At 52.8% G+C, this 26,586-nt stretch carries 1 protein-coding gene (running past both ends of the window); it reads left to right on the top strand.

This entire window lies inside a single protein-coding gene on the top strand: locus tag G9G57_RS13040, encoding a non-ribosomal peptide synthase/polyketide synthase. The 42,369-nt coding sequence extends 1,912 nt beyond the window's left edge and 13,871 nt beyond its right edge, so the window shows coding positions 1,913–28,498 — codons 638 (partial) to 9,500 (partial); the first codon wholly inside the window starts at position 3. The start codon and the stop codon both lie outside this window.

Raw genomic sequence — 26,586 nt, 5'->3', positions numbered from 1 at the left:
ATCGACTTGCCTATCTTATGTACACTTCGGGTACGACCGGACAACCTAAAGGAGTTATGGTAGAGCATCGCAATGTCGTGCGCTTGGTAAAAAATACAAACTATGCGCAATTGGGTGCTGACACGCGCATTTTGCAAACCGGCGCTGTTGTCTTTGACGCGTCCACCTTCGAAATTTGGGGTGCGTTGCTGAATGGAGGACAGCTTGTACTGGTAAGTCAGGATGTCATTTTGGACGCTCCGAAGCTCAAGGAAGCTGTCCGCAGCCATGGTATTACAACAATGTGGCTGACTGCGCCACTCTTTAACCAGCTATCCCAGCAGGATCTGGAGTTGTTTGAGGGGGTACAAGAACTGTTGGTCGGCGGTGATGTGCTGTCCGTACCGCACATTAACCGGGTGCTTGAGGCTCATCCGTCCCTACGGATTATCAATGGCTATGGCCCGACGGAAAATACAACTTTTTCTACAACTCATGCGATTGCTGGCGTGCAATCGGAAGCAGTGCCGATCGGGCGTCCGATCCACAACTCCACAGCGTATGTCGTAGACCGTTCCATGCAACTTCAGCCTGTGGGGGCATGGGGTGAACTGATCGTCGGCGGCGACGGGGTGGCACGTGGCTACCGGAATCGTCCTGATTTAACAGCCGAAAAGTTCATAGATAGTCCGTTCCGCAGTGGAGAGCGTTGCTACCGTACAGGCGATTTGGTTCGCTGGAATAAGGACGGGACGCTGGAATACAAAGGACGGATCGACGCGCAAGTGAAAATCCGTGGCTACCGGATTGAATTGGGCGAGGTGGAAGCGCAGCTGTTGAAGCTGGAGGCGGTGCAAGAAGCCGTCGTCATTGCACGTGAGGATGAGCAGGGACAAAAACAGCTTTGCGCATATGTGGTCACCCTTGCGGATATTACGGCAAGTGAGCTACGAAGCGCCTTGAGCCAGGAATTGCCAGGTTACATGGTGCCGTCGTATTTTGTACAGATGGAGCAATTGCCGTTGACACCGAATGGCAAGGTGGATCGGCGGGCGTTGCCACAGCCGGAGGGAAGCGTGGATTCCGGCGAGGATTATGTAGCCGCCCGTAATGAGGTAGAGCGGACATTGGTATCGGTATGGCAATCTGTACTGGGTATCGAACAAATTGGTGTACTGGATAACTTCTTCCATTTGGGAGGCGACTCGATTAAGGCCATCCAGGTGTCTTCGAGATTGCTGCAAAATGGTTACAAGCTGGAAATGAGAGAACTGTTCCAGTATCCAACGATTGCTGAGCTGAATGGACGGGTGCAGCGGGTGACCCGCGTGTCCGATCAAGGAGAAGTCAGAGGAAACGTGGCCTTGACACCGATTCAGCACTGGTTTATTGAACAGCAGCCATCTAATCCTAAGCACTATAACCAGGCTCTGATGCTGCACCGTGAGGATCGTTTGGACGAAACGGCGCTTCATCAAACATTGCAACGCATTGTCGAGCATCATGATGCTTTGCGCATCGTATTCCGCCAAAATGCAGAGGGTGGTTATGAAGCATGGAACCGTGGCGTGCAAGAAGGAGAGCTGTATAGCCTCGAAGTGGTGGATTATACCCAGGAGTCTGACTTTGCCCATTTGCTGGAGAGCAAAGCTAGCGAAATTCAAAGTAGCATCCGTCTAGATGAAGGCCCATTGGTGAAGCTCGCTCTGTTCCGTTGTACTGATGGAGACCATTTGTTGGTAGCGATCCACCATTTGGTGGTCGACGGCGTGTCTTGGCGTATTTTGCTGGAGGATTTGGCATCCGGCTATGAGCAGGCTTTACGGGGCGAGTCTGTCCGCTTGCCGAATAAAACGGATTCCTTCCGCCTTTGGGCGGATCAGCTGTCAACCTATGCGACTAGCGCAGCATTAGAGAAGGAACGGCCATATTGGGAGCAGGTGGAGCGAGCTGGTGCTGCACAAGAGGCATTGCCTAAGGATTATACTCGTAAGTCTCAGGCCAAGCCACAGCGTCGCGATGATCGGACACTGACCGTAGCGTGGACGGTCGAAGAAACGGAACAATTTTTGAAACAAGCTCATCGGGCCTACAATACAGAAGCAAACGACCTGCTGCTCACAGCTCTGGGTACAGCCGTTCAGGAGTGGGCAGGCATCGGTCAGGTGCTTGTGAATCTGGAGGGGCATGGACGGGAAGCCATTTTGCCGGATATGGATATTACGCGCACCGTCGGTTGGTTTACCAGCCAATTTCCAGTGGTCCTGGATATGGGCGAGGACCGGAATGTGGGACAGCGTGTCAAGAACGTCAAGGAAGGGCTACGCCGTTTGCCGCTTAAAGGGATTGGATACGGAATTTTGAGATATCTTGCTGACAGGGCAGAAGAAGCCACTTTTGTGGCCGAGCCGGAAATCAGCTTTAACTATCTCGGCCAATTCGATCAGGATTTGAAGCAGAATGCATTCCGTATATCTCCTTATTCCGTCGGAGCTTCCATGAGTGACACGTTGACCAAGCGGTATGCTCTGGATATCAACGGCATGATCACGGACGGTGCCCTGGAACTGACGATCAGCTACAGCAACAAAATGTTCATGAAAAAATCGGTTAAAAAACTGGCTGATCTGCTGCAGGAGAGCTTGCGTGAGGTGTTGGCTCATTGTGTGGCCAAAGAGCTGCCGGAGCTGACACCAAGCGATTTGTCCTTCCAGGGACTGACAGCCGGAGAACTGGATCATATTGTAGAGCAGACGGCTGCTGCGGGAGAACTGGAAAACATTTATTCGTTAACCCCTATGCAAAAAGGCATCCTGTTCCACGGCTTCATGGAGCCGCAATCCGGGGCGTATTTTGAGCAGGCAACATTTGATCTGCAAGGCAGCTTCCAAGTGGAGGCTTTTGCTGAAAGCCTCAATCAGCTGGTGGATCGCCATCAAATATTCAGAACGAATTTTTATAGTGGCTGGAATGAGCAGCCTTTACAGGTAGTGTACCGCCATAAAGCGGCTGGATTCCGGTTTGAAGATATACGTTCAATGGGACCAGGAGAGCAGGCCGCATACCTTGCTGATTTTGCGGAACGTGACAAAGCGGCAGGCTTTCATTTCAGCTCAGGCGAGCTGATGCGGGTGTCTATTTTACGTACAGGTGAGGAGTCGTACCGTTTTGTGTGGAGCTTCCATCATATTTTGATGGACGGCTGGTGCTTGTTCCTGGTTGTCGGGGAAGCGTTTCATACGTACTTTGCCATCCTTGAAGACCGCAAGCCGGAGCTTGCCCCGGTAACGCCATACAGTGAATATATTGAATGGCTGGATCGACAGGACAACGCGGAAGCAGAACGGTTCTGGCGTGATTATTTTGCAGGTTTTGAGCAGCAGACCGTATTGCCGCAGGTCAAACAGCTGGACGGTCACGCAAAAGCATATGAAGCGGACAAGCTTTCATTTACACTGGGCCGTGAAGTGACGGAGCGGATGAACAAGCTGGTTAAGCAAAAGCAAGTGACGGTCAACACACTCCTGCAAGCAGCGTGGGGCGTTGTGCTACAGCGGTATAACAACAGTCGGGATGTGGTGTTTGGCAGTGTCGTATCCGGCAGATCAGCAGATATTCCGGGCATCGATAAAATGATTGGTTTGTTCATTAACACCGTTCCTGTACGGATTCACAGTGAGAAAGAGATGACGTTTGCTGGGCTAATGAAGCAGATTCAGGAGCAGGCACTGGCTTCCCGTGCCTATGAAACCTATCCGTTGTATGAAATTCAGACCCTGACCGAGCAGAAGCAGGACCTGGTGAACCATATTATCGTGTTTGAAAACTACCCCGTGGAACAGCGCATGGAGCAGATGGGTAGTCGTGGGAACAATGGTTTTACGATTGCCAATGCTTCCATGTCAGAGCAAACAAACTATGATTTCAACATTACGGTGGTGCCAGGCGATGAAATCCATGTCCATTTGGAGTACAACGCGCAGGTGTTGGAACGTACAGCTGTAGAGCAAATCCGTGAGCATTTGCTGCATATAATTGAAGAAGCGATTCACCGACCAGATGCACTGGTGGATGAGCTTGAGCTGGTGACTGCTGCGGAAAAAGCGAACATCATCGATGGTTTTGGATCAGTAGGCGTAGCTGCATGGAGTGATGAAAAGGAATCGGAATTGTTGTTCCACGCCTATGTGGAAGAACAAGCGCAACTTGTGCCGGATCACGTGGCCGTTGTATACGAGGATCGGCAGCTTACGTACCGCGAGTTGAACGAGCGTGGGAACCAGCTTGCCCGTAGATTGCGAAATGAAGGCATTGGACGCGAATCGATTGTCGGCATCTTGAGCGAGCGTTCGGTAGACATGCTGGTCGGCGTACTAGCGGTATGGAAGGCAGGAGGCGCCTATGTACCGCTAGATGCAGATTATCCATCCGAACGAATTCGTTTCATGCTCAAGGACAGCGGTGCGACGGTGCTGCTCACGCAAACCGGTTTGCAGGAGCGTGCACAAGCATGGCTCGCGGAAAGCCGGCGGGCCTTGGTCGGAGGACCGACGGAGGGCGAACTGGAAACAGCGGCTGGCGTTGAAATGATGGAAAGAGACAACCGGAACGAAAGTTTGAGCTTGAAAGCAGATTCGAAGTCTGACAGCGAAGCAGCATCCGAACCGGTAACAGGGCTGCGTTTGCATACTGTATTGGCACTTGACGATGAGTCGCTGTATACCGGAGATGTCACAGACGTCGATCACATCAACGAGCCGCAAGACTTGGCGTATGTGATCTATACGTCCGGTACAACGGGACGTCCAAAAGGCGTCATGATCGAGCATCGCAGCTTGGTGAACACGGCTGCGGCCTATCGCCGGGATTACCGTCTGAACCAGTTCCCGGTACGTCTGCTGCAACTGGCCAGCTTCTCCTTCGACGTGTTCGTCGGCGATATTGCACGGACGCTCTATAACGGAGGCACGATGGTCATCTGTCCGAAAGAGGATCGCATTGATCCAAGCCGTCTATATGGCTGGATTCGTGATTATCAAATCACCGTGTTCGAATCGACTCCGGCTCTGATCGTACCGTTTATGCAGCATGTGTACGAGCACGGACTGGACATGAGCAGTCTGGAGCTGCTGATTACGAGCTCAGATAGCTGCAGCGTGACGGACTACCGAGTGCTGCAAGAACGGTTTGGCGCAGATATCCGTATCATCAACAGCTATGGCGTCACGGAAGCGGCGATTGACTCCAGCTTCTACGACGAAGAGCTGTCGAAGCTACCAAGCAGCGGGAATGTGCCGATTGGTCAGGCATGGCTGAACGCCCGTTTCTACATCGTAGACAGCCAACTGAATCCAGTGCCGATCGGCGTACTGGGTGAGCTATGCATTGGCGGTGCCGGGGTCGCACGGGGATACCTGAACCGTGCGGACCTGACAGCCGAGAAATTCATAGCGAATCCGTACGTGCCGGGTGAACGACTGTATCGCACCGGCGACTTGGCGCGGTGGATGCCAGACGGCAATGTAGACTTTATCGGCCGGATGGACTATCAGGTCAAAATCCGGGGCTACCGGATTGAACTAGGCGAGATTGAAACGGCGATCCAGCGGGTACCGGGTGTGCGTCAAGCTGTAGTCATCGACCGGACGGACGAGCGTGGACACAAGTATTTGTGCGGATACATCACGGGAGAAGCCGAGCTGCGGATCGAGGAAGTACAGGCCGCGCTGGAAGCAGGACTGCCAGCGCACATGGTGCCAGCACGGCTCATGCGACTGGAGACGATCCCGCTGACCAGCAACGGCAAAATCGACCGCAAGGCCCTGCCAGAGCCAGAAGGCAGCATCCATACGGGAGCAGCCTATGTGGCACCGCGTACTACGGTGGAGCAGGTACTGGCTGCGGTATGGGCCGCAGTGCTCGGCGTGGATGCCGTAGGCACGCAGGATAACTTCTTTGAGCTGGGCGGCGATTCGATCAAGGCCTTGCAAGTATCCTCCCGCTTGCTGCAAGCAGGTTATCGACTGAACATGAAAGACCTCTTCAGCCATCCGACGGTAGCGGCACTCAGTCCATTACTTCGTACCGATGGCAAGGTGGCCAGTCAGGAAGAGGCAGTAGGCCAGGTGGAACTGGCACCTATTCAGCGGTGGTTCTTCGAGCAGCAGCCGGCTGATCTGCACCACAGCAACCAGGCGATGATGCTGTACCGAGCTGGGGGCTTTGATGTCGACGCGCTGCGCCGTACGATGGACCGTATGGTCCAGCATCATGACGCACTGCGCACGGTATTCCGTGAGACGGAGCAGGGCTATGTCGCTTGGAACCGCAGTGTAGAGGAAGGCGAGCTATACACGCTGGACATTGTAGATTTCAGCGGAGTGGAAGACGAATCTACCGCTGTTGAAGCTAAGGCGAGTGAAATTCAAGCCAGCATTCACTTGAGCGCGGGTCCACTGGTGAAGCTCGGTCTGTTCCATTGCGCGGAGGGCGACCATGTATTAATCGTCATTCATCATTTGGTGGTGGATGGTGTATCGTGGCGTATTTTACTGGAGGATTTGGCATCTGGTTATGAGCAGGCAGTTGCAGGTCAAATCGGCACAGCTATTCGGCTGCCGCATAAAACAGATTCGTTCCAGGTATGGGCCAAACAACTGTCAGCCTATGCCAACAGTGCGACGATGGAGCAGGAGCTGGCTTACTGGCAGCATATCGAACAAGCCGAAGCAAGCCTCGCGAAGCCTTTGCCGAAGGATTTTGCGAATGATAATGCACGGCTCGGAGACAGTGAGGTGGTGACGGTCCGCTGGACGAAGCAGGAGACGGAGCAGCTGCTCAAACAAGCTCATCGCGCATACAACACGGAAATGAATGACCTGTTGCTAGCCGCGCTCGGAAAAGCGGTGTATGACTGGTCGGGTTCCGAGCGGATATTGGTCAACCTGGAGGGTCATGGACGGGAAGCCATTGTACCGGATGTGGATATTACGCGCACGGTCGGCTGGTTTACGAGCCAGTTCCCGGTTGTCCTGGATGGAAGTCTGGGAGAAGGGGGACATACTGCTCACCTGATCAAGCGGACCAAGGAAGGGCTGCGTCATATTCCGCAAAAAGGCATCGGCTATGGCATTTTACGCTACCTGTCGGGTCTAAATGTGCTAGAGAAAGCAGGCGTACAGTTACAGGCTCAGCCTGAGATCAGTTTTAACTATTTGGGCCAATTCGATCAGGATTATAAAGGCAACGATCTACAGCCTTCATCCTATTCCATCGGTGTGCCTGTCAGCACGAACGCGACTATGGATTTTGCGCTGGATATCAACGGATTAATCGAAGATGGCGAGTTGGTGTTCACGATCCGCTACGGCACAACACAGTTCCGTCATGAAACGATGGAGCGGCTGGGAGAGCTGCTGGCATCTGGCTTGCGTGAGGTGATTAGCCATTGTGTTGCCCAAGAAAGAACAGTGCTGACTCCAAGTGATGTGCTGTTAAAACAGGTAACGCTAGACGAACTGGAGCAATTGGTGGAAGATACGCGAGATCTGGGCGAGCTGGAAAATGTATATGCTTTGACACCGATGCAAAAGGGGATGCTCTTTTTCAGCCTGATGGATGAGAGCTCGGCGGCTTATTTTGAGCAAGCATCCTTTGAGCTGAATGGGCGCTTCGATGTGGTTACTTTCGGTAAAAGCTTGGATCTGCTTGTACAGCGTCATGAAGCATTACGGACGAACTTTATCAACTCATGGAAGGATGAGCCTGTGCAGGTCGTTTTCCGCCATCGCAGCGGCGAATTGTACTATGAAGACCTGCGCGGACTAGAAAAAGAGGAACGAGAAGCTCGGGTGGAAGCTTTTGTTATCGAGGATAAAGCAAAAGGATTCAACCTCGCAGAGGATGCACTCCTTCGTATCTCCATCCTGCAAACCGGGGATGAAACGTACCACTTTATCTGGAGCTTCCATCACATTTTGATGGATGGCTGGTGCTTGTCCTTTATGACACAGGAAGTATTCGGTAGCTATCTGGCACTGCGTGCGGGTCATGAGCCCGCGCTGGAGCCTGTCACGCCGTTCAGTCGTTTTATCGAATGGCTGGAACGTCAGGATCGTGAGGCAGCCCTGCAATACTGGCGTGGGTATCTGGCGGACTACGAGCAGCAAATTACGCTTCCGCAGCAAAAAACACAGTCGAAATCGATGCAAGCCGGGGAATATATCGCTGAAGATCTGGATTGCGAATTCCAGCCAGAGCTGGTTGCCCAGATCGAACGGGTGGCAAAACAAAATCAGGTCACGATCAATACGTTGATTCAAACGGTATGGGGCGTTCTGTTGCAGAAGTATAACAACAGTACGGATGTCGTGTTCGGCAGTGTTGTATCCGGCCGTCCAGGGGATATTCCAGGTGTGGAGCATATGATCGGGCTATTTATCAATACAATTCCAGTGCGTGTGCAGTCTGAACCAGGTGAAACCTTTGTCGAGCTGATGAAACGAACACAGCGGCAGGCGCTGGCTTCCAATGCTTACGATGCGTTCCCGCTGTATGAAATTCAAGCACTGACCGAGCAGAAGCAGGATTTAATCAACCATATTATGATATTTGAAAATTACCCGGTGGAGCAGCAGGTAGAGCAACTGGGCAGTGATGGACAGGATCCCTTCACAATTTCAAATGTGGTGTCTACAGAGGAAACCAACTACGATCTGAACGTTGTCGTGATGCCAGGTGAAGGCATCAAGATTCGTTTTATGTATAACACGCTCAGCTTTGATCAAGCAGGTATTGAACGTCTGTATGGACATTTTGCGCGTCTCTTGGAGCAAATTTCGCTCAACCCGCATGTTCGAGTGGAAGAGCTGGAACTACTCACAGCAGCGGAAAAACAGCAAATTACAGCGGCCTTTAATGATACCGCTTGTGCATTTCCGTCTCATCAGACGATCCATCAGCTGTTTGAAGAACAGGTGGCACAGACACCGGATCAGGTGGCACTGGTGTTTGGACATCAGCGTCTGACGTATCGGGAGCTGAATGAACGGGCGAATTCATTGGCACGCATCCTTCAAGCACAGGGAGTAGGACCCGACAAACTGGTCGGCTTGATGGTACAGCGCTCCGTGGAAATGATCGTGGGTCTGCTGGCCGTGCTAAAAGCAGGCGGTGCTTATGTGCCGATCGATCCCGAATTTCCGTCCTCTCGTATTCAATACATGCTGGAAGATAGCGAGGCCGCAGTGCTTCTGACCCGTCGTGATTTGGCAGAAGAGCACCATTGCCACGCCAATGCCCTATTTCTTGAGGATGCAGCATTGTATCAGGGAGAAAGTAGTAACCTTGAGGCAATTGTACGTCCAGAACATTTGGCTTACGTCATCTATACCTCTGGTTCGACCGGAAATCCGAAAGGAGTTATGCTCCAGCATCGCTCCGTCCTCAACTTTATCACAGGGATGCGCGAAGTCATTGACTTTGAAACGAGCAAAACGATGTTGTCACTCACGACCATTTCTTTCGACATTTTTGTCTTGGAGACCATCCTGCCACTGTTAGGCGGAATGACGGTGGTGCTTGGCGATAGTCAGCATCAGGTGAATCCTCAGGCGCTGGGTGAATTGATTGCTCATCATCATATTGAAATGCTGCAAATGACGCCGTCCCGGTTGCAAATGCTGCTGGGTCATGAAGCAGGTTCCCGCGCGCTGCAAGGCGTGAAGGCCATTATGGTCGGGGGCGAAGCCCTTCCGTCCAGGCTGCTTGCAGCACTGCAAGAAATCAACGGTCCCCGGATTTATAACATGTATGGACCTACAGAAACGACGGTTTGGTCGACCGTACAGGAACTGACCCATGCTCAACAAATTAACATCGGACGCCCTATCGCGAATACCCAAATATATATCCTGAATGCGAATGGGGAATTGCAGCCCGTCGGTGTGCCGGGTGAGTTATGTATTGGAGGGGAAGGACTGGCCCGCGGGTACTGGAAACGTGAAGAACTGACGACCGAGAAATTTGTAAATCATCCGTTCGCTGATGACAAGGCAGGCCATGAGCGAATGTATCGTACAGGCGATTTGGCGAGATGGATGCCGGACGGTAACATTGAATATTTGGGGCGGATGGATCACCAGATTAAAATCCGGGGCTACCGGATCGAACTGGGCGAGATCGAATCGCAGCTACTGCAGGTGGAGTCCGTACAAGAAGCAGTCATCATGGCCCGTACGGACGAAACGGGTCAAACCCAGCTCGTGGCGTACTACGTTGCAAGTCAAGAGCTTGGAAGTAGTGAGCTGAGACAGGAGCTGGGACAAGCGCTGCCAAGCTATATGGTGCCGTCGTATTTCATCTGGTTGGAGCAGATGCCACTGACACCGAACGGCAAAATCGACCGCAAGTCCCTGCCAGCACCGGAAGGCAGTCTACACAGCGGTGCAGATTATGCAGCGCCACGAACTGTAACGGAACGGACACTCGTAGCGATCTGGCAGTCCATCCTGGGCGTGCCCACTGTCGGGATTTTGGACCATTTCTTTGACCTGGGCGGCGATTCGATCAAGGCGATTCAAATCGTATCGCGTGCGTTCCAGGCAGGCTACAAGCTGGACATGAAGGATTTGTTCCGCTATCCAACCGTCGCAACGCTGGCACCGCATATGCACGAGGTAAGCCGTAGGGTAGATCAGGGAGAAGTGAGCGGGGCAACAACTTTGTCTCCCATCCAGCATTGGTTCTTTGCCCAGAAGCAAGTAGACGCACATCACTTTAATCAGGCGGTGATGCTGCACCGGGAGCAGGGTTTTGATGAGTCCGCTTTGCGTCAGGCACTTGGCAAACTCACAGCGCACCATGATGCTCTGCGGATGGTATTCAGCAAGACCGAGCAAGGCTATGAAGCCTGGAACCGCGGAGTACAGGAAGGCGAGCTGTATCACCTGGATGTGGTGGACTTTACAAACTTGACGGATGAAGCCACGCTCAGCGCAGCCATGGAGACGAAAGCCAGTGAAATTCAAAGCAGTATCCAGCTGCATGCAGGGCCGCTGTTGAAGGCTGGTTTGTTCCACTGTGCAGATGGGGATCATCTCCTGATGGCGATTCACCATTTGGTCGTGGACGGGGTATCATGGCGTATTTTATTCGAGGATTTGGCCGTAGCCTATGAACAGGCCATTCATGCAGAGGTACTTCAGTTACCAGACAAAACGGATTCATTCCGCTTCTGGTCGCAAGAACTTTTCAAGTATGCGCATAGCGCAGCCATGGACAGCGAATACGCCTACTGGGAGCAATGGAACGCAACCGCTTTGGCTGACCAAGTACGTTTGCCTGAGGATCAAGCGGAGGCCGAACCGTTTATCCTAGCTGACACGGATACAGTGGTCTTCCAGCTTACGGAAGAAGAGACAGAAAAACTATTGAAGCAAGCACACCGCGCGTACAACACGGAAGTGAACGCTTTGCTGCTGACTGCACTAGGCATGACGCTGTACACGTGGACGGGGCATGAACGCAGCCTGATTCATTTAGAGGGACACGGACGGGAGAACATTTTGCCGGATACAGACATTTCTCGTACGGTAGGCTGGTTTACGAGTCCATATCCGGTGTGGCTGGATATCGGTCGTGGTCACGCTTTGTCGGAACGCATCAAACGGGTCAAAGAGAGTCTGCGCCATATTCCGAATAAAGGAATGGGCTACGGAATTTGGAGATATTGGAGTGAATCCGGCCAAGCCGTTGGTCAACATCAAGCTTTTGCCGAGCCACAAGTAAGCTTTAACTACCTCGGACAGTTGGATCAAGACTTGCCAAACAGCGATATCCGCATGTCTCCTTATTCGATGGGATCGGTCGTGAGTGGCCGGACGAAGTTGAAATATGCGCTCGATGTGAGTGGAATCGTAACCAATGGCATCCTGGAACTCGACATTCGGTATAATGGCAAAACCTTCCGTAAGGACACAGTCGAAATGCTAGCCAATCTGTTGAAATCCAATCTGCTTGAAGTGATCGAGCATTGTGTTACACGGGAGCAGGCCGAATTGACTCCAAGTGATGTACTGTTTAAAGGTCTGACCCTGGAGCAATTCGATACGATTAAGGCGCAGACCAAGGCGGTCGGGGAATTGGAAAATGTGTACCCATTGACCCCCATGCAAAAGGGGATGCTGTTCCACAGTCTGATGAATGCAGAAACAGGGGTGTATTTTGAGCAGGCTACCTTTGAACTTGAAGGCCACTTTGCGCCATCTATATTCGAGGATAGCTTGAAGCTGCTGGTTAGCCGGCATGCTATATTACGGACGAATTTCTACAGCGGCTGGCATGGACAACCCTTGCAAATCGTCTATTGTCATAAAGATCCGAGCTTCCGTTATGAGGATGTCAGAGGGTGTGAACAGGCTGTAGCTGAATTTGTGTCTCAGGATAAAGCCAGAGGCTTTGATTTAAGCAAGGATGCGCTCATGCGCGTAGCCGTCTTCCGCACGGGTGATCGCTCATACCGTTTTGTATGGAGCTTCCATCATATCGTAATGGATGGCTGGTGCCTGTCACTAATGACAGACGAAGTATTTAGTGCATATGCTGCCTTGCTGGAGAACAAGCAGCCAGAGCTTGCACCTGTCAAGCCGTATAGTGACTATATCGAATGGTTGGAACACCAAGATGCACAGGAAGCATCTCGTTATTGGAGTGACTATTTGGCAGGTTTTGAGCAGCAAACCTTGTTGCCTAGTGAGAATGCGCAAGTTTCTGTAGCAGAACGGGATGAAGATACCAACCGAAGCGGTCAAAGTTCAAATTCCGGCTATGTTTTGGAAAAGCTGCCATTTATGTTGGGTAAAGAACGGAGTGCCGCATTAAACCAAATGGCCAAGCAACAACATGTCACGATTAACACATTGCTGCAAAGCATTTGGGGCGTTATTTTACAGAAATACAATAATCATCAGGATGTTGTGTTTGGTAGTGTGGTATCCGGTCGTCCGGCAGAAATTCCAGGTGTGGAGAGCATGATCGGTTTGTTTATCAACACGATTCCGGTACGCATATGCAGTGCACAGGATGCTACATTTGCTGACGTATTGCAGCGTACGCAGGAACAGGCTTTGGCCTCCAGTGTCTATGACACGTTCCCGCTCTACGACATTCAGGCACGGACTGAACAAAAACAAGACCTGATCAATCACATCATGGTCTTTGAAAACTATCCCATCGGGCAGCAGATGAAGCAGATGGGCGGTTCCGGCGAAGCGGACGCACACACAGGCTTCTCCATTGCTAATGTGGAACTTACAGAGCAAACCAACTACGATTTTAACCTGATTGTCGTGCCTGATGAAGATATCTCTATTCTGCTTGAGTACAATGCGCTGGTGTATAACCGGTCTGCAATGGAGCGTATCTATGGTCATATCAACCACGTCATCGGGCAAATCGTAGACAATCCGTATATCCGTGTGAATGAGCTGGCATTGGTGACAGCGGAAGAGCAGGCACAGATCGTTCAGGTGTGGGGAGATACAGCGGCAGCTTATCCGCAGGACCAAACGCTAAGTGCGCTATTCGAGCAGCAGGCAGTGAACACACCAGAGCAAGTGGCGGTGTTGTGCGGAGCGGAGTCGTTGACCTACCGTGAGCTGAACGAGCGAGCCAACCGTTTGGCTCGGACGTTGCGTGCGGAAGGGGTTCAGCCGGATCAGCCCGTGGGTATTCTGGTCCACCGTTCACTGGACATGATCGTAGGCATCTATGCGATCCTCAAGGCCGGCGGAGCCTATGTGCCAATTGATCCGGAATACCCAGCAGACCGCATCCGCTTTATGCTGGAGGACTCAGGCGCGAAGCTGGTGCTGACGCAATTGCATCTGGCGGAGCAAGCATCGCTGAGCTTCGATGGTCAGGTACTGGTGCTGGATCGTCAGGAGCAGGATGACAAGGACATTTATCACGAAGATGGCTCGAATCTGGAGCCACTGGCCGGGCCGCATCATGTTGCGTACGTCATCTATACGTCCGGTTCGACGGGAAAACCGAAGGGCGTGATGGTGGAGCACCATTCCGTGCTGAACCGAATTTTGTGGATGCATAATCGGTACGGCTTGAGTGCGGAAGATACGATTCTGCAAAAGACCGCCTTCACCTTCGATGTGTCGGTGTGGGAGCTGTTCTGGTGGTCAATGGTCGGCTCGAAGGTAAGCCTGTTGTCGGTCGGCGGGGAAAAGAACCCGGAAGACATCGTGGACACGATTGCCCGCGACGGTGTGAGCACGATGCACTTTGTACCCGCCATGCTGCATGCGTTCCTGGAGTATGTGGAGCAGCAGCCACGGGAAGTAATGCAAGCGAAGCTGGGCACACTGCGCCATGTCTTTGCCAGTGGTGAAGCGTTGCCACCACAGCATGTGGCCCGGTTCCAGCGGCTCGTGTCGAGCCTGACCGGAGCGAAGCTGGTCAACCTGTACGGTCCGACCGAAGCGACGGTGGACGTGTCGTACTTTGATTGCGAGCCGGATGAGGAATATGCAGTGATTCCGATCGGGAAACCGATTCAAAACATTCGTCTCTACATCGTGAAGGAAGGCACGGAGCAATTGCAACCGATTGGTGTAGCAGGGGAACTATGCATCGGCGGTGTCGGTGTGGCCCGTGGTTACCTGAACCGTCCGGAGCTGACGGCAGAGAAATTCGTTGCCGATCCGTTTGCCGGCGGGGAAGCTGGGTATGAACGGATGTACCGCACTGGTGATTTGGCGAGATGGATGCCAGACGGCAATATTGAATATCTGGGCCGGATCGACCATCAGGTGAAAATCCGGGGGTACCGGATTGAGCTGGGCGAGGTCGAAACGCAGCTGCTCCAAGTGGAATCGGTACGAGAAGCGGTGGTCATGGCTCGTGCGGATGAAACGGGCCAAAAACAAATGGTCGCCTACTATGTTGCAGGGCAAGAGCTAGGAGCGAGTGAGCTGAGAAGTGAGCTGAGCCGAGAATTGCCAAGCTACATGGTCCCATCGTACTTTGTACAGCTGGAGCAAATGCCGCTGAGTCCCAATGGCAAAATCGACCGCAAGGCATTGCCAGCACCGGAAGGCAGCCTGCAAACCGGAGCCGACTATGCAGAGCCGCGTACGGTGCAAGAACGCGCGCTGGTCGCGGTCTGGCAGTCCGTACTGGGACTACAGACGGTCGGTATTTTGGACAATTTCTTTGATCTGGGCGGTGATTCGATCAAAGCCATCCAAATCGCATCCCGTGCGTTCCAGGCCGGCTATAAGCTGGACATGAAGGATTTGTTCCAATATCCGACAGTTGCAGCCCTGGCACCGCATATGCATGAGGTCCGTCGTATGGCAGATCAAGAAGAAGTGAGCGGGGAAACGGCGCTACTTCCGATCCAGCATTGGTTCTTTGCGCAGGAGCGCGAGCGTCCGCAGCACTTTAATCAGGCGGTCATGCTCTATCGCGCTGAGGGCTTTGAGGAGACGGCGATTCGTCAAGTGATGGATCACCTCGTGAAGCATCATGATGCGCTGCGTATGGTCTTCCGTCAGACTTCCGCTGGTTATACGGCTTGGACACGGGCTGTAGAGGAAGGCACGCTGTATACGCTGGAAACAGTGGACTACCGTAAACAGGAAAACTATGCGGAAGCGCTGGAAGCGAAGGCAACGGAAATTCAAAGCAGCATGGACCTGTCCGCAGGACCGTTGGTGAAGCTGGGATGGTTCCGAACCACTGAGGGCGACCATCTGCTAATCGCCATTCACCATTTGGTGGTGGACGGGGTGTCGTGGCGGATCTTGTTCGAAGATTTCTCGACAGGCTACGAGCAGGCGATCCAGGGCGAGCCCGTACGATTGCCGTATAAAACGGATTCCTTCCAAACTTGGGCACGGGAGCTATCCTCTTACGCCAACCGTCCAGAGGCGGCAGCGGAGGACATGTACTGGAAGCAGCTGGAACAGGCCAAAGCGGGAGCTGCGCCGCTGCCTAAGGATTTTGCCTACGAGGGCTCCTTGAACGCAGACAGCGAAGTGCTGACCGTAGCGTGGACCGAAGCTGAAACCGAGCAACTGCTGAAGCAGGCCCATCGCGCCTACAACACCGAGGTCAATGATTTGCTGCTGACCGCGCTGGGACTCGCGCTCCACAACTGGACAGGCGCAGGCCATGTGCTGGTGAACCTAGAGGGACACGGCCGGGAAGCGATCCTGCCAGAGGTGGATATTACGCGTACCGTAGGCTGGTTTACGAGCTTGTATCCGGTGCTGCTGGAGACCGGCAAGGAAATGACACTGGCTCAGCGGATTAAAGAAACCAAGGAAGGCTTGCGCCGGATTCCGCATAAAGGGCTGACCTATGGCATTTGGCGTTACCTGTCCTCTGGGTCCAGATCGAATGACCGTGCGATTGCAGCCGAACCGGAAATCAGCTTTAACTATTTGGGGCAGGTGGATCAGGATCTGCAAAACAGTGGAATCACGTTGTCGTCCTACCATGCAGGGGAGACAGAGGATGCCCATTCCCGCTTGCCGTACACGCTGGATTTAAACGCGATGATCTCGGAAGGCACGCTGCGTTTGACAATTGCTTACAGCCGTAAGCAGTATCGTAAAGAAACGCTGGAGCGTGTGGCGGGACTGCTGCAATCCGCTTTGCAAGAGGTCATTGCGCATTGCACCGTTCAGGAAAAACCGGAACTGACGCCAAGTGATGTGTCCTTCAAAGGTCTGACGACGGGAGAGCTGGAGCAGATTGCGGAACAAGCGGCACATATCGGTGAGCTGGAAAATGTGTACGCACTGACGCCAATGCAAAAGGGGATGCTCTTTTACAATCTGATGGATTCGCAATCGGGAGCGTATTTTGAACAGGCATCCTTTAATCTGCGAGGGCATTTTAATATCGCTGCATTTGCGGCCAGTCTGGATGTCTTGGTGCAGCGGCATACGGTACTGCGCACGAACTTCTACAGCGGCTGGAAGGATGAACCACTTCAGGTTGTGTACCGGAATAAGCGCAGTGAACTGTATGTTGAGGATTTGCGGGATATGGAGGAAGAGCAGCAAAACGAGTACATGCTCGAATTTACACGTAAAGACAAGCAAAGAGGTTTTGATCTAGCAAAAGACGCCTTGATGCGTGTCGCTGTGTTGCGCACAGGTGAGGATACGTACCGTTTTGTATGGAGCTTCCATCATATCGTGATGGACGGCTGGTGCTTGTCACTGGTGACAAACGAAGTGTTTGCAAGCTATTTTGCGATCCTGGCTCATAAACAACCGAAACTGGCCCCTGTAACCCCGTACAGTCAATATATCGAATGGCTGGAGCAGCAGGATCGTCAGGCCTCATCAAGTTATTGGAGCAAGGTTCTGGATGGATATGAGGAGCAGTCCCGTCTGCCACAGGCAAAAATCCAGGGCAAAACAGGGTATCAGGCGGAGCGTCTGGATTTTGATTTGGGCGTAGAGCTAACCGCTGGTATTCAGCGTATAGCCAAGCGTTATCAGGTGACCATCAATACGTTGATGCAGACCGTTTGGGGCCTTTTGCTGCAAAAATATAATGGCACCGATGATGTCGTGTTTGGCAGCGTGGTAGCTGGACGTCCGGCAGACATTCCGAACGTGGAGCATATCATTGGTCTGTTTATCAATACGATTCCGGTGCGTATCCGCAGTCAAGTGGACAATCTATTCTCCGACGTGATGAAGCAAACCCAGGAGCAATCGATTGCTTCCCATGTGTATGATACGTATCCGCTGTATGAAATTCAGGGGCTGTCGGAGCTTAAGCAGGATTTGATTAATCATATTCTTATTTTTGAGAATTATCCGGTCGAGGAACAAATCGAGCAATTAGGTAGCGGTGAGGCGTCCAGCTTCACCATCACAGGAGCCGAGTCTGTCGAGCAGACCAACTATGACTTTAACGTGGTAGTGCTGCCGGGGAATACCATTCACATGAGCTTCGGGTATAATGCCCTGGCCTTTGAACGGGAAAGCGTAGAGCAAATTCGAGGTCATCTGGTGCAGCTGCTGGAGCAAGTGACAGCGAATCCAGACATTCGCGTGTGTGAGCTGGATATGGTTACGGTGCAGGAGCGCGAGCAAATCGTTGAGGTCTGGGGCAATACAGTAGCAGTGTATCCAAGCGAGCAAACGATTCACGGCTTGTTCGAGGCGCAAACGGCGCAGACACCGGAGCAGACAGCCTTATTCTTTGAAGGAGAAACGCTGACTTATCGCGAGCTGAATGAACGCGCCAATCGTCTGGCTCGTACCTTGCGCAGTCAAGGCGTGACGAAGGATCGTTTGGTGGGTCTGATGACTGAGCGCTCGGTGGACATGATCGTGGGCATCTTCGGGATTTTAAAAGCCGGAGGCGCCTATGTACCTATCGATCCAACCTATCCGGAGGAACGTATCCGCTATATGCTGGACGACTCGGGTGCGAAGCTGCTGTTGACACAAAGTCATCTGGTGGACAAAGCAGTTATCGATGGTCAAGTGCTGGTATTGGATGGGGAACAATCGGTGTACCACAAGGATGGTTCCAACCTGGAGCCGGGGGCCGGTCCAGATGATCTAGCCTATGTGATCTACACGTCAGGTACAACCGGGCAGCCGAAGGGCGTGATGCTGGAGCACCACGGCCTGTGCAATCTGAAAACGTATTTTGATCAGACGCTTCGGATCCGTACGTCGGATCATGCGCTACTGTTCGCCAGCTACTCGTTTGATGCAGCTTGCTGGGAAATCTTCCAAGCGCTGTTCTGTGGCGCTACGTTATATGTGCCAACGACAGAGACGATTTTGAACTACGAGCGGTTTGAGCAATATATGGCCGATCACCGGATTACGGTGGCCGCTTTGCCGCCGACCTATGCGGTGTACCTGGAGCCGGAGCGGATGCCAAATCTGCGTATTTTGTTCACCGCGGGTTCAGCCTCTTCCACCGAGCTGGTATACAAATGGAAGGATCAGGTGGCGTACTACAATGGCTACGGTCCAACCGAAAACTCGGTGGCAACGTCCATCTGGCCGGTATCCGAGGATGAAAGGGCAGGCCAACTCATTTCCATCGGACGCCCTATGCCGAATCACCGGGTGTACATGCTGGATGTACATGGACATTTGGCTCCGGTCGGCGTAGCAGGTGAACTGTGCGTGTCTGGTCCGGGTCTGGCGCGTGGATATTTGGATCGTCCAGAACTGACGGCGGAGAAATTTGTACCGAACCCGTTTGCGGCTGGCGAAGCAGGGTATGAACGAATGTACCGTACGGGGGACTTGGCGAGATGGATGCCGGACGGCAACATTGAATATTTGGGCCGGATCGATCATCAGGTGAAAATCCGGGGCTACCGGATCGAACTGGGCGAGGTCGAGGCACAAATATTGAAAGTGGAGGACGTGCAAGAGGTCATCGTCCTGGCCCAAGCGGACGAGCAGGGACAAAACCAACTGGTGGCGTACTATGTCGCTGAAAGAGAAGTCAGCGCGGGTGAGCTGCGCAGCTTATTGGGTGAGGAACTGCCCAACTACATGGTGCCTTCGTACTTCATCCAGCTGGAGCAGATGCCGCTGACACCGAACGGAAAAATCGACCGCAAGGCCCTGCCGACACCGGAGGGCAGCCTGCAAAGCGGAGCGGATTATGTAGAGCCGCGCACAGCACTGGAGCAGACGTTGGTTTCGATTTGGCAGTCTGTCTTAGGAGCGAAGACAATCGGGATTTTGGATAATTTCTTTGACCTCGGCGGCGATTCGATCAAAGCGATCCAGGTATCGTCCCGCTTACTGCAAGCGGGCTACAAGCTGGATATGAAGGATTTGTTCCAATATCCGTCCATTTCGCTGCTGAGCGGTCGTGTACAAAAAGTTAGCCGTACGACCGATCAGGGCGAGATATCAGGCAGCGTCAAGCTGACCCCGATCCAGCAGTGGTTCTTTGGACAAGCCTCGGCAGAGCCGCATTATTTCAACCAGTCGGTGATGCTGCATCGAGCAGAAGGCTTCGATGAAGCCGCATTGCATCACACGGTGACCAAGTTGACGGAGCATCATGATGCGCTGCGTATGGTCTTCCGTCAGACCGAACAGGGCTATGAAGCGTGGAATCGCGGTTTGAATGAAGGCGAGCTGTATCATCTGGACGTTGTGGATTTGACAGATATGCCAACCCTTGCAGAGGTGACAGCAACCATTGAAACGAAAACCAATGCCATTCAAAGCTCCATTCGTCTAGACGAAGGACCACTGGTGAAGTTGGGACTTTTCCGCTGCATGGATGGAGATCATTTACTGATTGCCATTCACCATTTGGTTGTAGACGGCATTTCATGGCGGATTGTGTTTGAGGATTTTGCGACTGGATATGAGCAGGCCGCTCGGGGAGAAGCGATTCGCTTGCCATATAAAACGGACTCGTTCTCCACTTGGGCAGAACGTTTGTCTCAATATGCCAACAGTCCGGCCATCGACAAAGAACGCGAATATTGGGAGCGTCTTGCCCACGCGGAAGTCGCATCGCTACCTAAGGATCAAGAAAGAGCGGCAGGACAGCATTTTGTGGTCAGAGACAGTGAGACGGTGAGCGTGGCGTGGAGCGAACAGGACACCCGACTGCTGCTGCAGGAAGCACATCGTGCGTACCACACCGAGGTCAATGATCTGCTGTTAACCGCACTCGGTACCGCATTGTACAACTGGAGCGGGCAGGAGCAAGTGCTGGTCAATCTGGAGGGCCATGGCCGGGAGGCCATTGTTCCCGATATCGACATCACACGTACCGTGGGCTGGTTTACGAGTCAGTATCCGATACTCCTCGATGTGGATGGAAAGTTAGAAGTAGGGCAGCGCATCAAGCGGGTAAAAGAGGACCTGCGGCATGTACCGCATAAGGGCATTGGCTACGGTATGTTGAAGTATATGTCTTCGGATGATGCTACCTCTTCCTGGAGCCTGCAGCCTGAGATCAGCTTTAACTATTTGGGACAATTTGATCAGGACTTGGAAAATGGGGAGATCACGCTGTCTTCACATCCAGGTGGAGAGCCGTTGAGTGACCGCACCGTACTGGAGCAGCCGCTGAATGTGAACGGCATGATTACAGCAGGCGTGCTGACCCTGGAAATTCGTTATGACAGCCATGTATACCAACAGCAAAACGTAGAGAAGTTTGCCCGGCTATTGCAGGAAAGCTTGCAGGAAGTCATCAAGCATTGTGCCTCCCAAGAGCGGAGTGAGCTAACGCCAAGCGATGTCTTGTTCAAAGGCTTGACACTGGAGCAGCTGGAGCAATTGACGGAGCAAACAGCTTCTGTGGGCGAGCTTGAAAATGTGTATGCTCTTTCTCCCATGCAGAAGGGGATGCTGTTCCATAGTCTGATGGAGCCGGACTCAGGCGCATACTTCCAGCAAGCGTCGTTTGATCAAAAAGGTAGCTTTGATGTTGCTATTTTCCGTAAGAGTCTGGATCTGCTGACACAGCGTCATGAAGCGCTGCGGACGAATTTCCATCAATTTGAGACAGGACACGGTCTGGAGCCATTGCAAATCGTGTTCCGTCATAAAAATAGCGATCTTTCCTTCGAGGATATACGCAACATGCCGAAAGCGGAGCAACAGGCATATATCCAGACGTTTAAGCAGGAGGATCAGGCGAGAGGCTTCAATCTCGGTACGGATGCACTGATGCGCGTACAAGTGTTGCAGACCGATGAAGAAACGTATCACTTGGTCTGGAGCTTCCATCACATTGTCATGGACGGCTGGTGCTTATCGCTTGTTACGGGCGAGGTGTTTGGTACGTACTTTGCGCTGCTGGAGCAGAAACAGCCGGAGCTTGCTCCGATTACACCGTATGGCCAATATATCGAATGGCTAGAGCGTCAAGATGAACGTGCGGCAAAAGAGTATTGGAACAGTTATTTGGCGGGCTTTGAACAGCAGACGTTGTTACCTGGAGCGGATACTTCATTGAAAGACCAAGTGGCGGATAGCAGCGAAAGTGTTCTGTCTACGACAACAAGCGATACCAGCAAATATGTTTCTGAAAAAATAACGGTAGAGCTGGATCCAACGTGGAGCGAAGCCATGTACCGGATTGCGAAGCAGCAGCAAGTCACGATCAATACGCTGATGCAGAGCGTGTGGGGCCTTATTTTGCAGCAATATAACAACAACGAGGATGTTGTATTCGGTAGTGTCGTATCTGGACGTCCGACGGATATTCCGGGTGTAGAGCATATGATCGGGCTGTTCATTAATACCATCCCAGTGCGGATTCAAAGTGAGCGAAATGCCACGTTTGTGGACATCATGCGCAAAACGCAGGAGCAAGCGCTGGCTTCAGGCGTCTATGACAGCTTCCCGCTGTATGAGATTCAGGCGCTGACCGAACAGAAGCAAAATCTGATTAACCACATTATGGTATTTGAGAACTATCCGGTCGAGGAGCAAGTCGAGCAGTTGGGTGAAGTTCGTCCATCCGCGTTTGACATTACGAATGTAGAGGTTGTCGAGCAAACGAACTATGATCTGGACTTAATTGTGATGCCAGATGAAACCTTCCAGATCATGTTCAGATACAACGCGAATGTATACGATCAAGCGACGATCGAGCGGATGCAGGGACATGTACTGCATGTCATCGAGCAAATTATTGACAATCCGCATATCCGAGTGAATGAGCTGGAACTAGTGACAGCGGAAGAGCAGGCACAGATCGTTCAGGTGTGGGGAGATACGGCGGCAGCCTATCCGCAGGATCAGACGCTAAGCAGTCTGTTTGAGCAGCAGGCAGCGAATACACCGGAGCAAGTGGCGGTGTTGTGCGGAGCGGAGTCGTTGACCTACCGTGAGCTAAACGAGCGAGCGAACCGTCTCGCCCGGACCTTGCGTGCGCAAGGGGTTCAGCCGGATCAGCCCGTGGGTATTCTGGTCCACCGTTCACTGGACATGATCGTAGGCATCTACGCGATCTTGAAGGCCGGCGGAGCCTATGTGCCAATCGATCCAGAATATCCGGCTGATCGCATCCGCTTTATGCTGGAGGATTCGGGAGCGAAGCTGGTGCTGACACAATCACATCTGGCGGAGCAAGCCTCGCTGAGTTTCGACGGCCAGGTACTGGTGCTGGATCGTCAGGAGCAGGATGACAAGCACATTTATCACGAAGATGGTTCGAATCTGGAGCCACTGGCCGGACCGCACCATGTCGCTTATGTCATCTATACCTCAGGCTCCACGGGAAAACCGAAGGGCGTGATGGTGGAGCACCATTCCGTGCTGAACCGGATTTTGTGGATGCATGAACGTTATGGCCTAAGCGCGAAAGATACGATCCTGCAAAAGACCGCCTTCACCTTCGATGTGTCGGTGTGGGAGCTGTTCTGGTGGTCGATGGTCGGCTCGAAGGTAAGCCTGTTGTCCGTCGGCGGGGAAAAGAACCCGGAAGACATCGTGGACACGATTGCCCGCGACGGTGTGAGCACGATGCACTTTGTACCCGCCATGCTGCATGCGTTCCTGGAGTATGTGGAGCAGCAGCCGCGGGAAGTGATGCAAGCGAAGCTGGGCACGCTGCGCCATGTCTTTGCCAGTGGTGAAGCGTTGCCGCCACAGCATGTGGCCCGGTTCCAGCGGCTCGTATCGAGCCTGGCCGGAGCGAAGCTGGTCAACCTGTATGGCCCAACCGAAGCGACGGTGGACGTATCGTACTTCGATTGCGAGCCGGATGAGGCATATGCGGTGATCCCGATCGGAAAACCGATTCAAAATATCCGTCTCTACATCGTGAAGGAAGGCACGGAGCAATTGCAGCCGATTGGGGTTGCAGGGGAACTGTGCATCGGTGGTGTCGGCGTAGCACGGGGCTATCTGAACCGTCCGGAGCTAACGGCCGAGAAATTCGTTGCCGATCCGTTTGCCGGCGGGGAAGCTGGGTATGAACGGATGTACCGCACTGGTGATTTGGCGAGATGGATGCCGGACGGCAATATTGAATACTTAGGCCGGATTGACCATCAGGTGAAAATCCGGGGGTACCGAATTGAGCTGGGCGAGGTCGAAACGCAGCTACTCCAAGTGGAATCGGTACGAGAAGCGGTGGTCATGGCTCGTGCGGATGAAACGGGCCAAAAACAAATGGTGGCGTACTATGTCGCGGGGCAAGAAATCAGTGCCAGCGAGCTGAGAAGTGAGCTGGGCCGAGAGCTGCCAAGCTACATGGTGCCATCGTACTTTGTACAGCTGGAGCAAATGCCGCTGAGTCCCAATGGAAAAATTGACCGCAAGGTCCTGCCGGCACCGGAAGGCAGCCTGCAAAGCGGAGCCGACTATGTCGCACCGCGGACGTGGGTGGAAGTGAAGCTGACACAAATTTGGCAGGATGTACTGGGTCTGGCGCAGGTCGGCGTGAAGGAAAACTTCTTTGAGATTGGCGGACATTCGCTGCGGGCGACGACACTGGCCTCGAAGATTCACCAAGAGCTGAACAAGCCACTTCCTCTGCGCAGTATTTTTGAAGCGCCAACGATTGAGCAGCTGGCAGCCGTTCTGGAAGGTCTAGATCAGGTGGCGTATGCGTCCATACCGGTGACGGAGGAGCGTAGTTTCTACCCACTGTCCTCGGCACAAAAGCGACTGTATGTGCTGCATCAGTTCGACCCGCAGGATGTGAATTACAACATGCCGTCGGTGCTGCAAGTGAGCGGTCCGCTGGATGTGAAACGAGTGGAACATGTATTCCGTCAACTGATCGCCCGCCATGCGACCTTGCGTACTCGCTTTGAGCTGATCGACAGCGAGCCAATGCAATGGATTGAGGACACTGTGTCGTTCGAGGTGGAATATACGAAGGTACAGGCAGAGGGTGCGACTGCGGACACAGATCAGGACACAACTACAGATACGTACACAAGAGTCAACATAGAAGCGCAACAGCGGGTACGGAGCTTTGTTCGTCCGTTTGATCTCAAAGCTGCGCCGCTGCTGCGGGTAGGCTTGGTGGATCTGGGCGCTCAGGGAGTAGAGCAGGAAGCTCAACATCTGCTTATGCTTGACATGCACCATATCGTCTCGGATGGGGTATCCATGGAGGTCCTGACCGACGAATTTGTCCGCTTGTATGGCGGTGAAGAGCTAGCGCCATTGCGGATTCAGTACAAAGATTATGCCGTATGGCAGCAAAGCGAAGCCTATCAGGAATGGATGCAGCGTCAGGAAGCGTACTGGCTTAACACCTTCCAAGGTGAACTACCTGTACTGGATCTCTCCACTGACTTTGCCCGCCCAGCGGTGCAGAGTACGGCAGGGGATACGATCGAATTTGTACTGGGACGTGAGGTTAGTGAACGCCTGAAAGAACTGGCGGCACACACCGGCGCTACTCTGTATATGGTGTTGTTGGCGGCGTACACTACGCTCTTACACAAATACACAGCTCAAGAGGACATCGTCGTTGGCACACCGATTGCCGGACGACCGCATGCAGAGCTCAGTAATCTGGTGGGTGTGTTCATTAACACGCTGGCGATCCGCAATTATCCGTCCAGCAACAAGTCGTTCCTGGATTATCTACAAGAGGTCAAAGAGCATGCGCTCCGTGCGTATGAGCATCAGGACTATCCGTTTGAAGAACTGGTTGAAAAACTGAATGTAACGCGGGATACGAGCCGGAATGCGCTGTTTGACACGATGTTTGAGCTGAAAACAATGGAGCAGCAGGAGTTCGAGCTGAAAGGTCTGACCTTGAGCTCCTATCCACTGGACAATCATACAGCCAAGTTTGATCTGAGCTTGGAGACCATAGAGCAGCCAGAAGGTATTCTGTGCCGTCTGGAATACAGCACGACGCTGTATAAGCCGGAGACCATGACGCGATTGGCACAGCATTTTGCGGAAATCGTTCGAGCTATTGCCTATCATCCACAGCAGCCCCTGGCAGTTTTGAATATGGTAACCGCCGAGGAAAAGGCACAAATCATCGATGGATTTGGAAATGTGGGGGTACTAGGTGCTGATGCTGTTGAAGCAGGAGCCCTGTTCCATACCTATGTGGAAGAACAGGCCCAGCTTGTACCAGATCACGTGGCGGTGGTGTACGAGGAGCAACAGCTGACGTACCGCAAACTGAATGAGCGTGCGAACCAATTGGCGCGCAGACTGAGAAATGAAGGTATTGGACGCGAATCGATTGTCGGCATTTTGAGTGAACGCTCGGTGGATATGTTGGTCGGTGTATTGGCGGTGTGGAAAGCCGGAGGTGCATATGTACCATTAGATGCAGATTATCCATCCGAACGGATTCGTTTCATGCTGGAGGACAGCGGTGCGACGGTACTGTTAACTCAAACCGACCTGCTGGAGCGCGCACAAGCATGGCTGAATGAAAGCCAATGGGCTTTGGGTGATGTAAATGCTAAGGGTGAGCTGGAGACGGCGGTTAGCGTTGAAACGATGGAAAGGGACAACCTGAATGAAGGCTTGAGCTTGAAATCAGATTCGGTGCCTAACAGCGAAGCAGCATCTGAATCGGCAACAAAGCTGCGTCTGCACACCGTACTGGCATTGGACAATG

Source organism: Paenibacillus sp. EKM211P, assembly GCF_011066175.1.
GTDB classification, from domain to species: domain Bacteria; phylum Bacillota; class Bacilli; order Paenibacillales; family Paenibacillaceae; genus Paenibacillus; species Paenibacillus polymyxa.
Note: the sequence above shows the minus strand (reverse complement) of the source record. Positions and strands in the feature narration are given on the sequence as shown.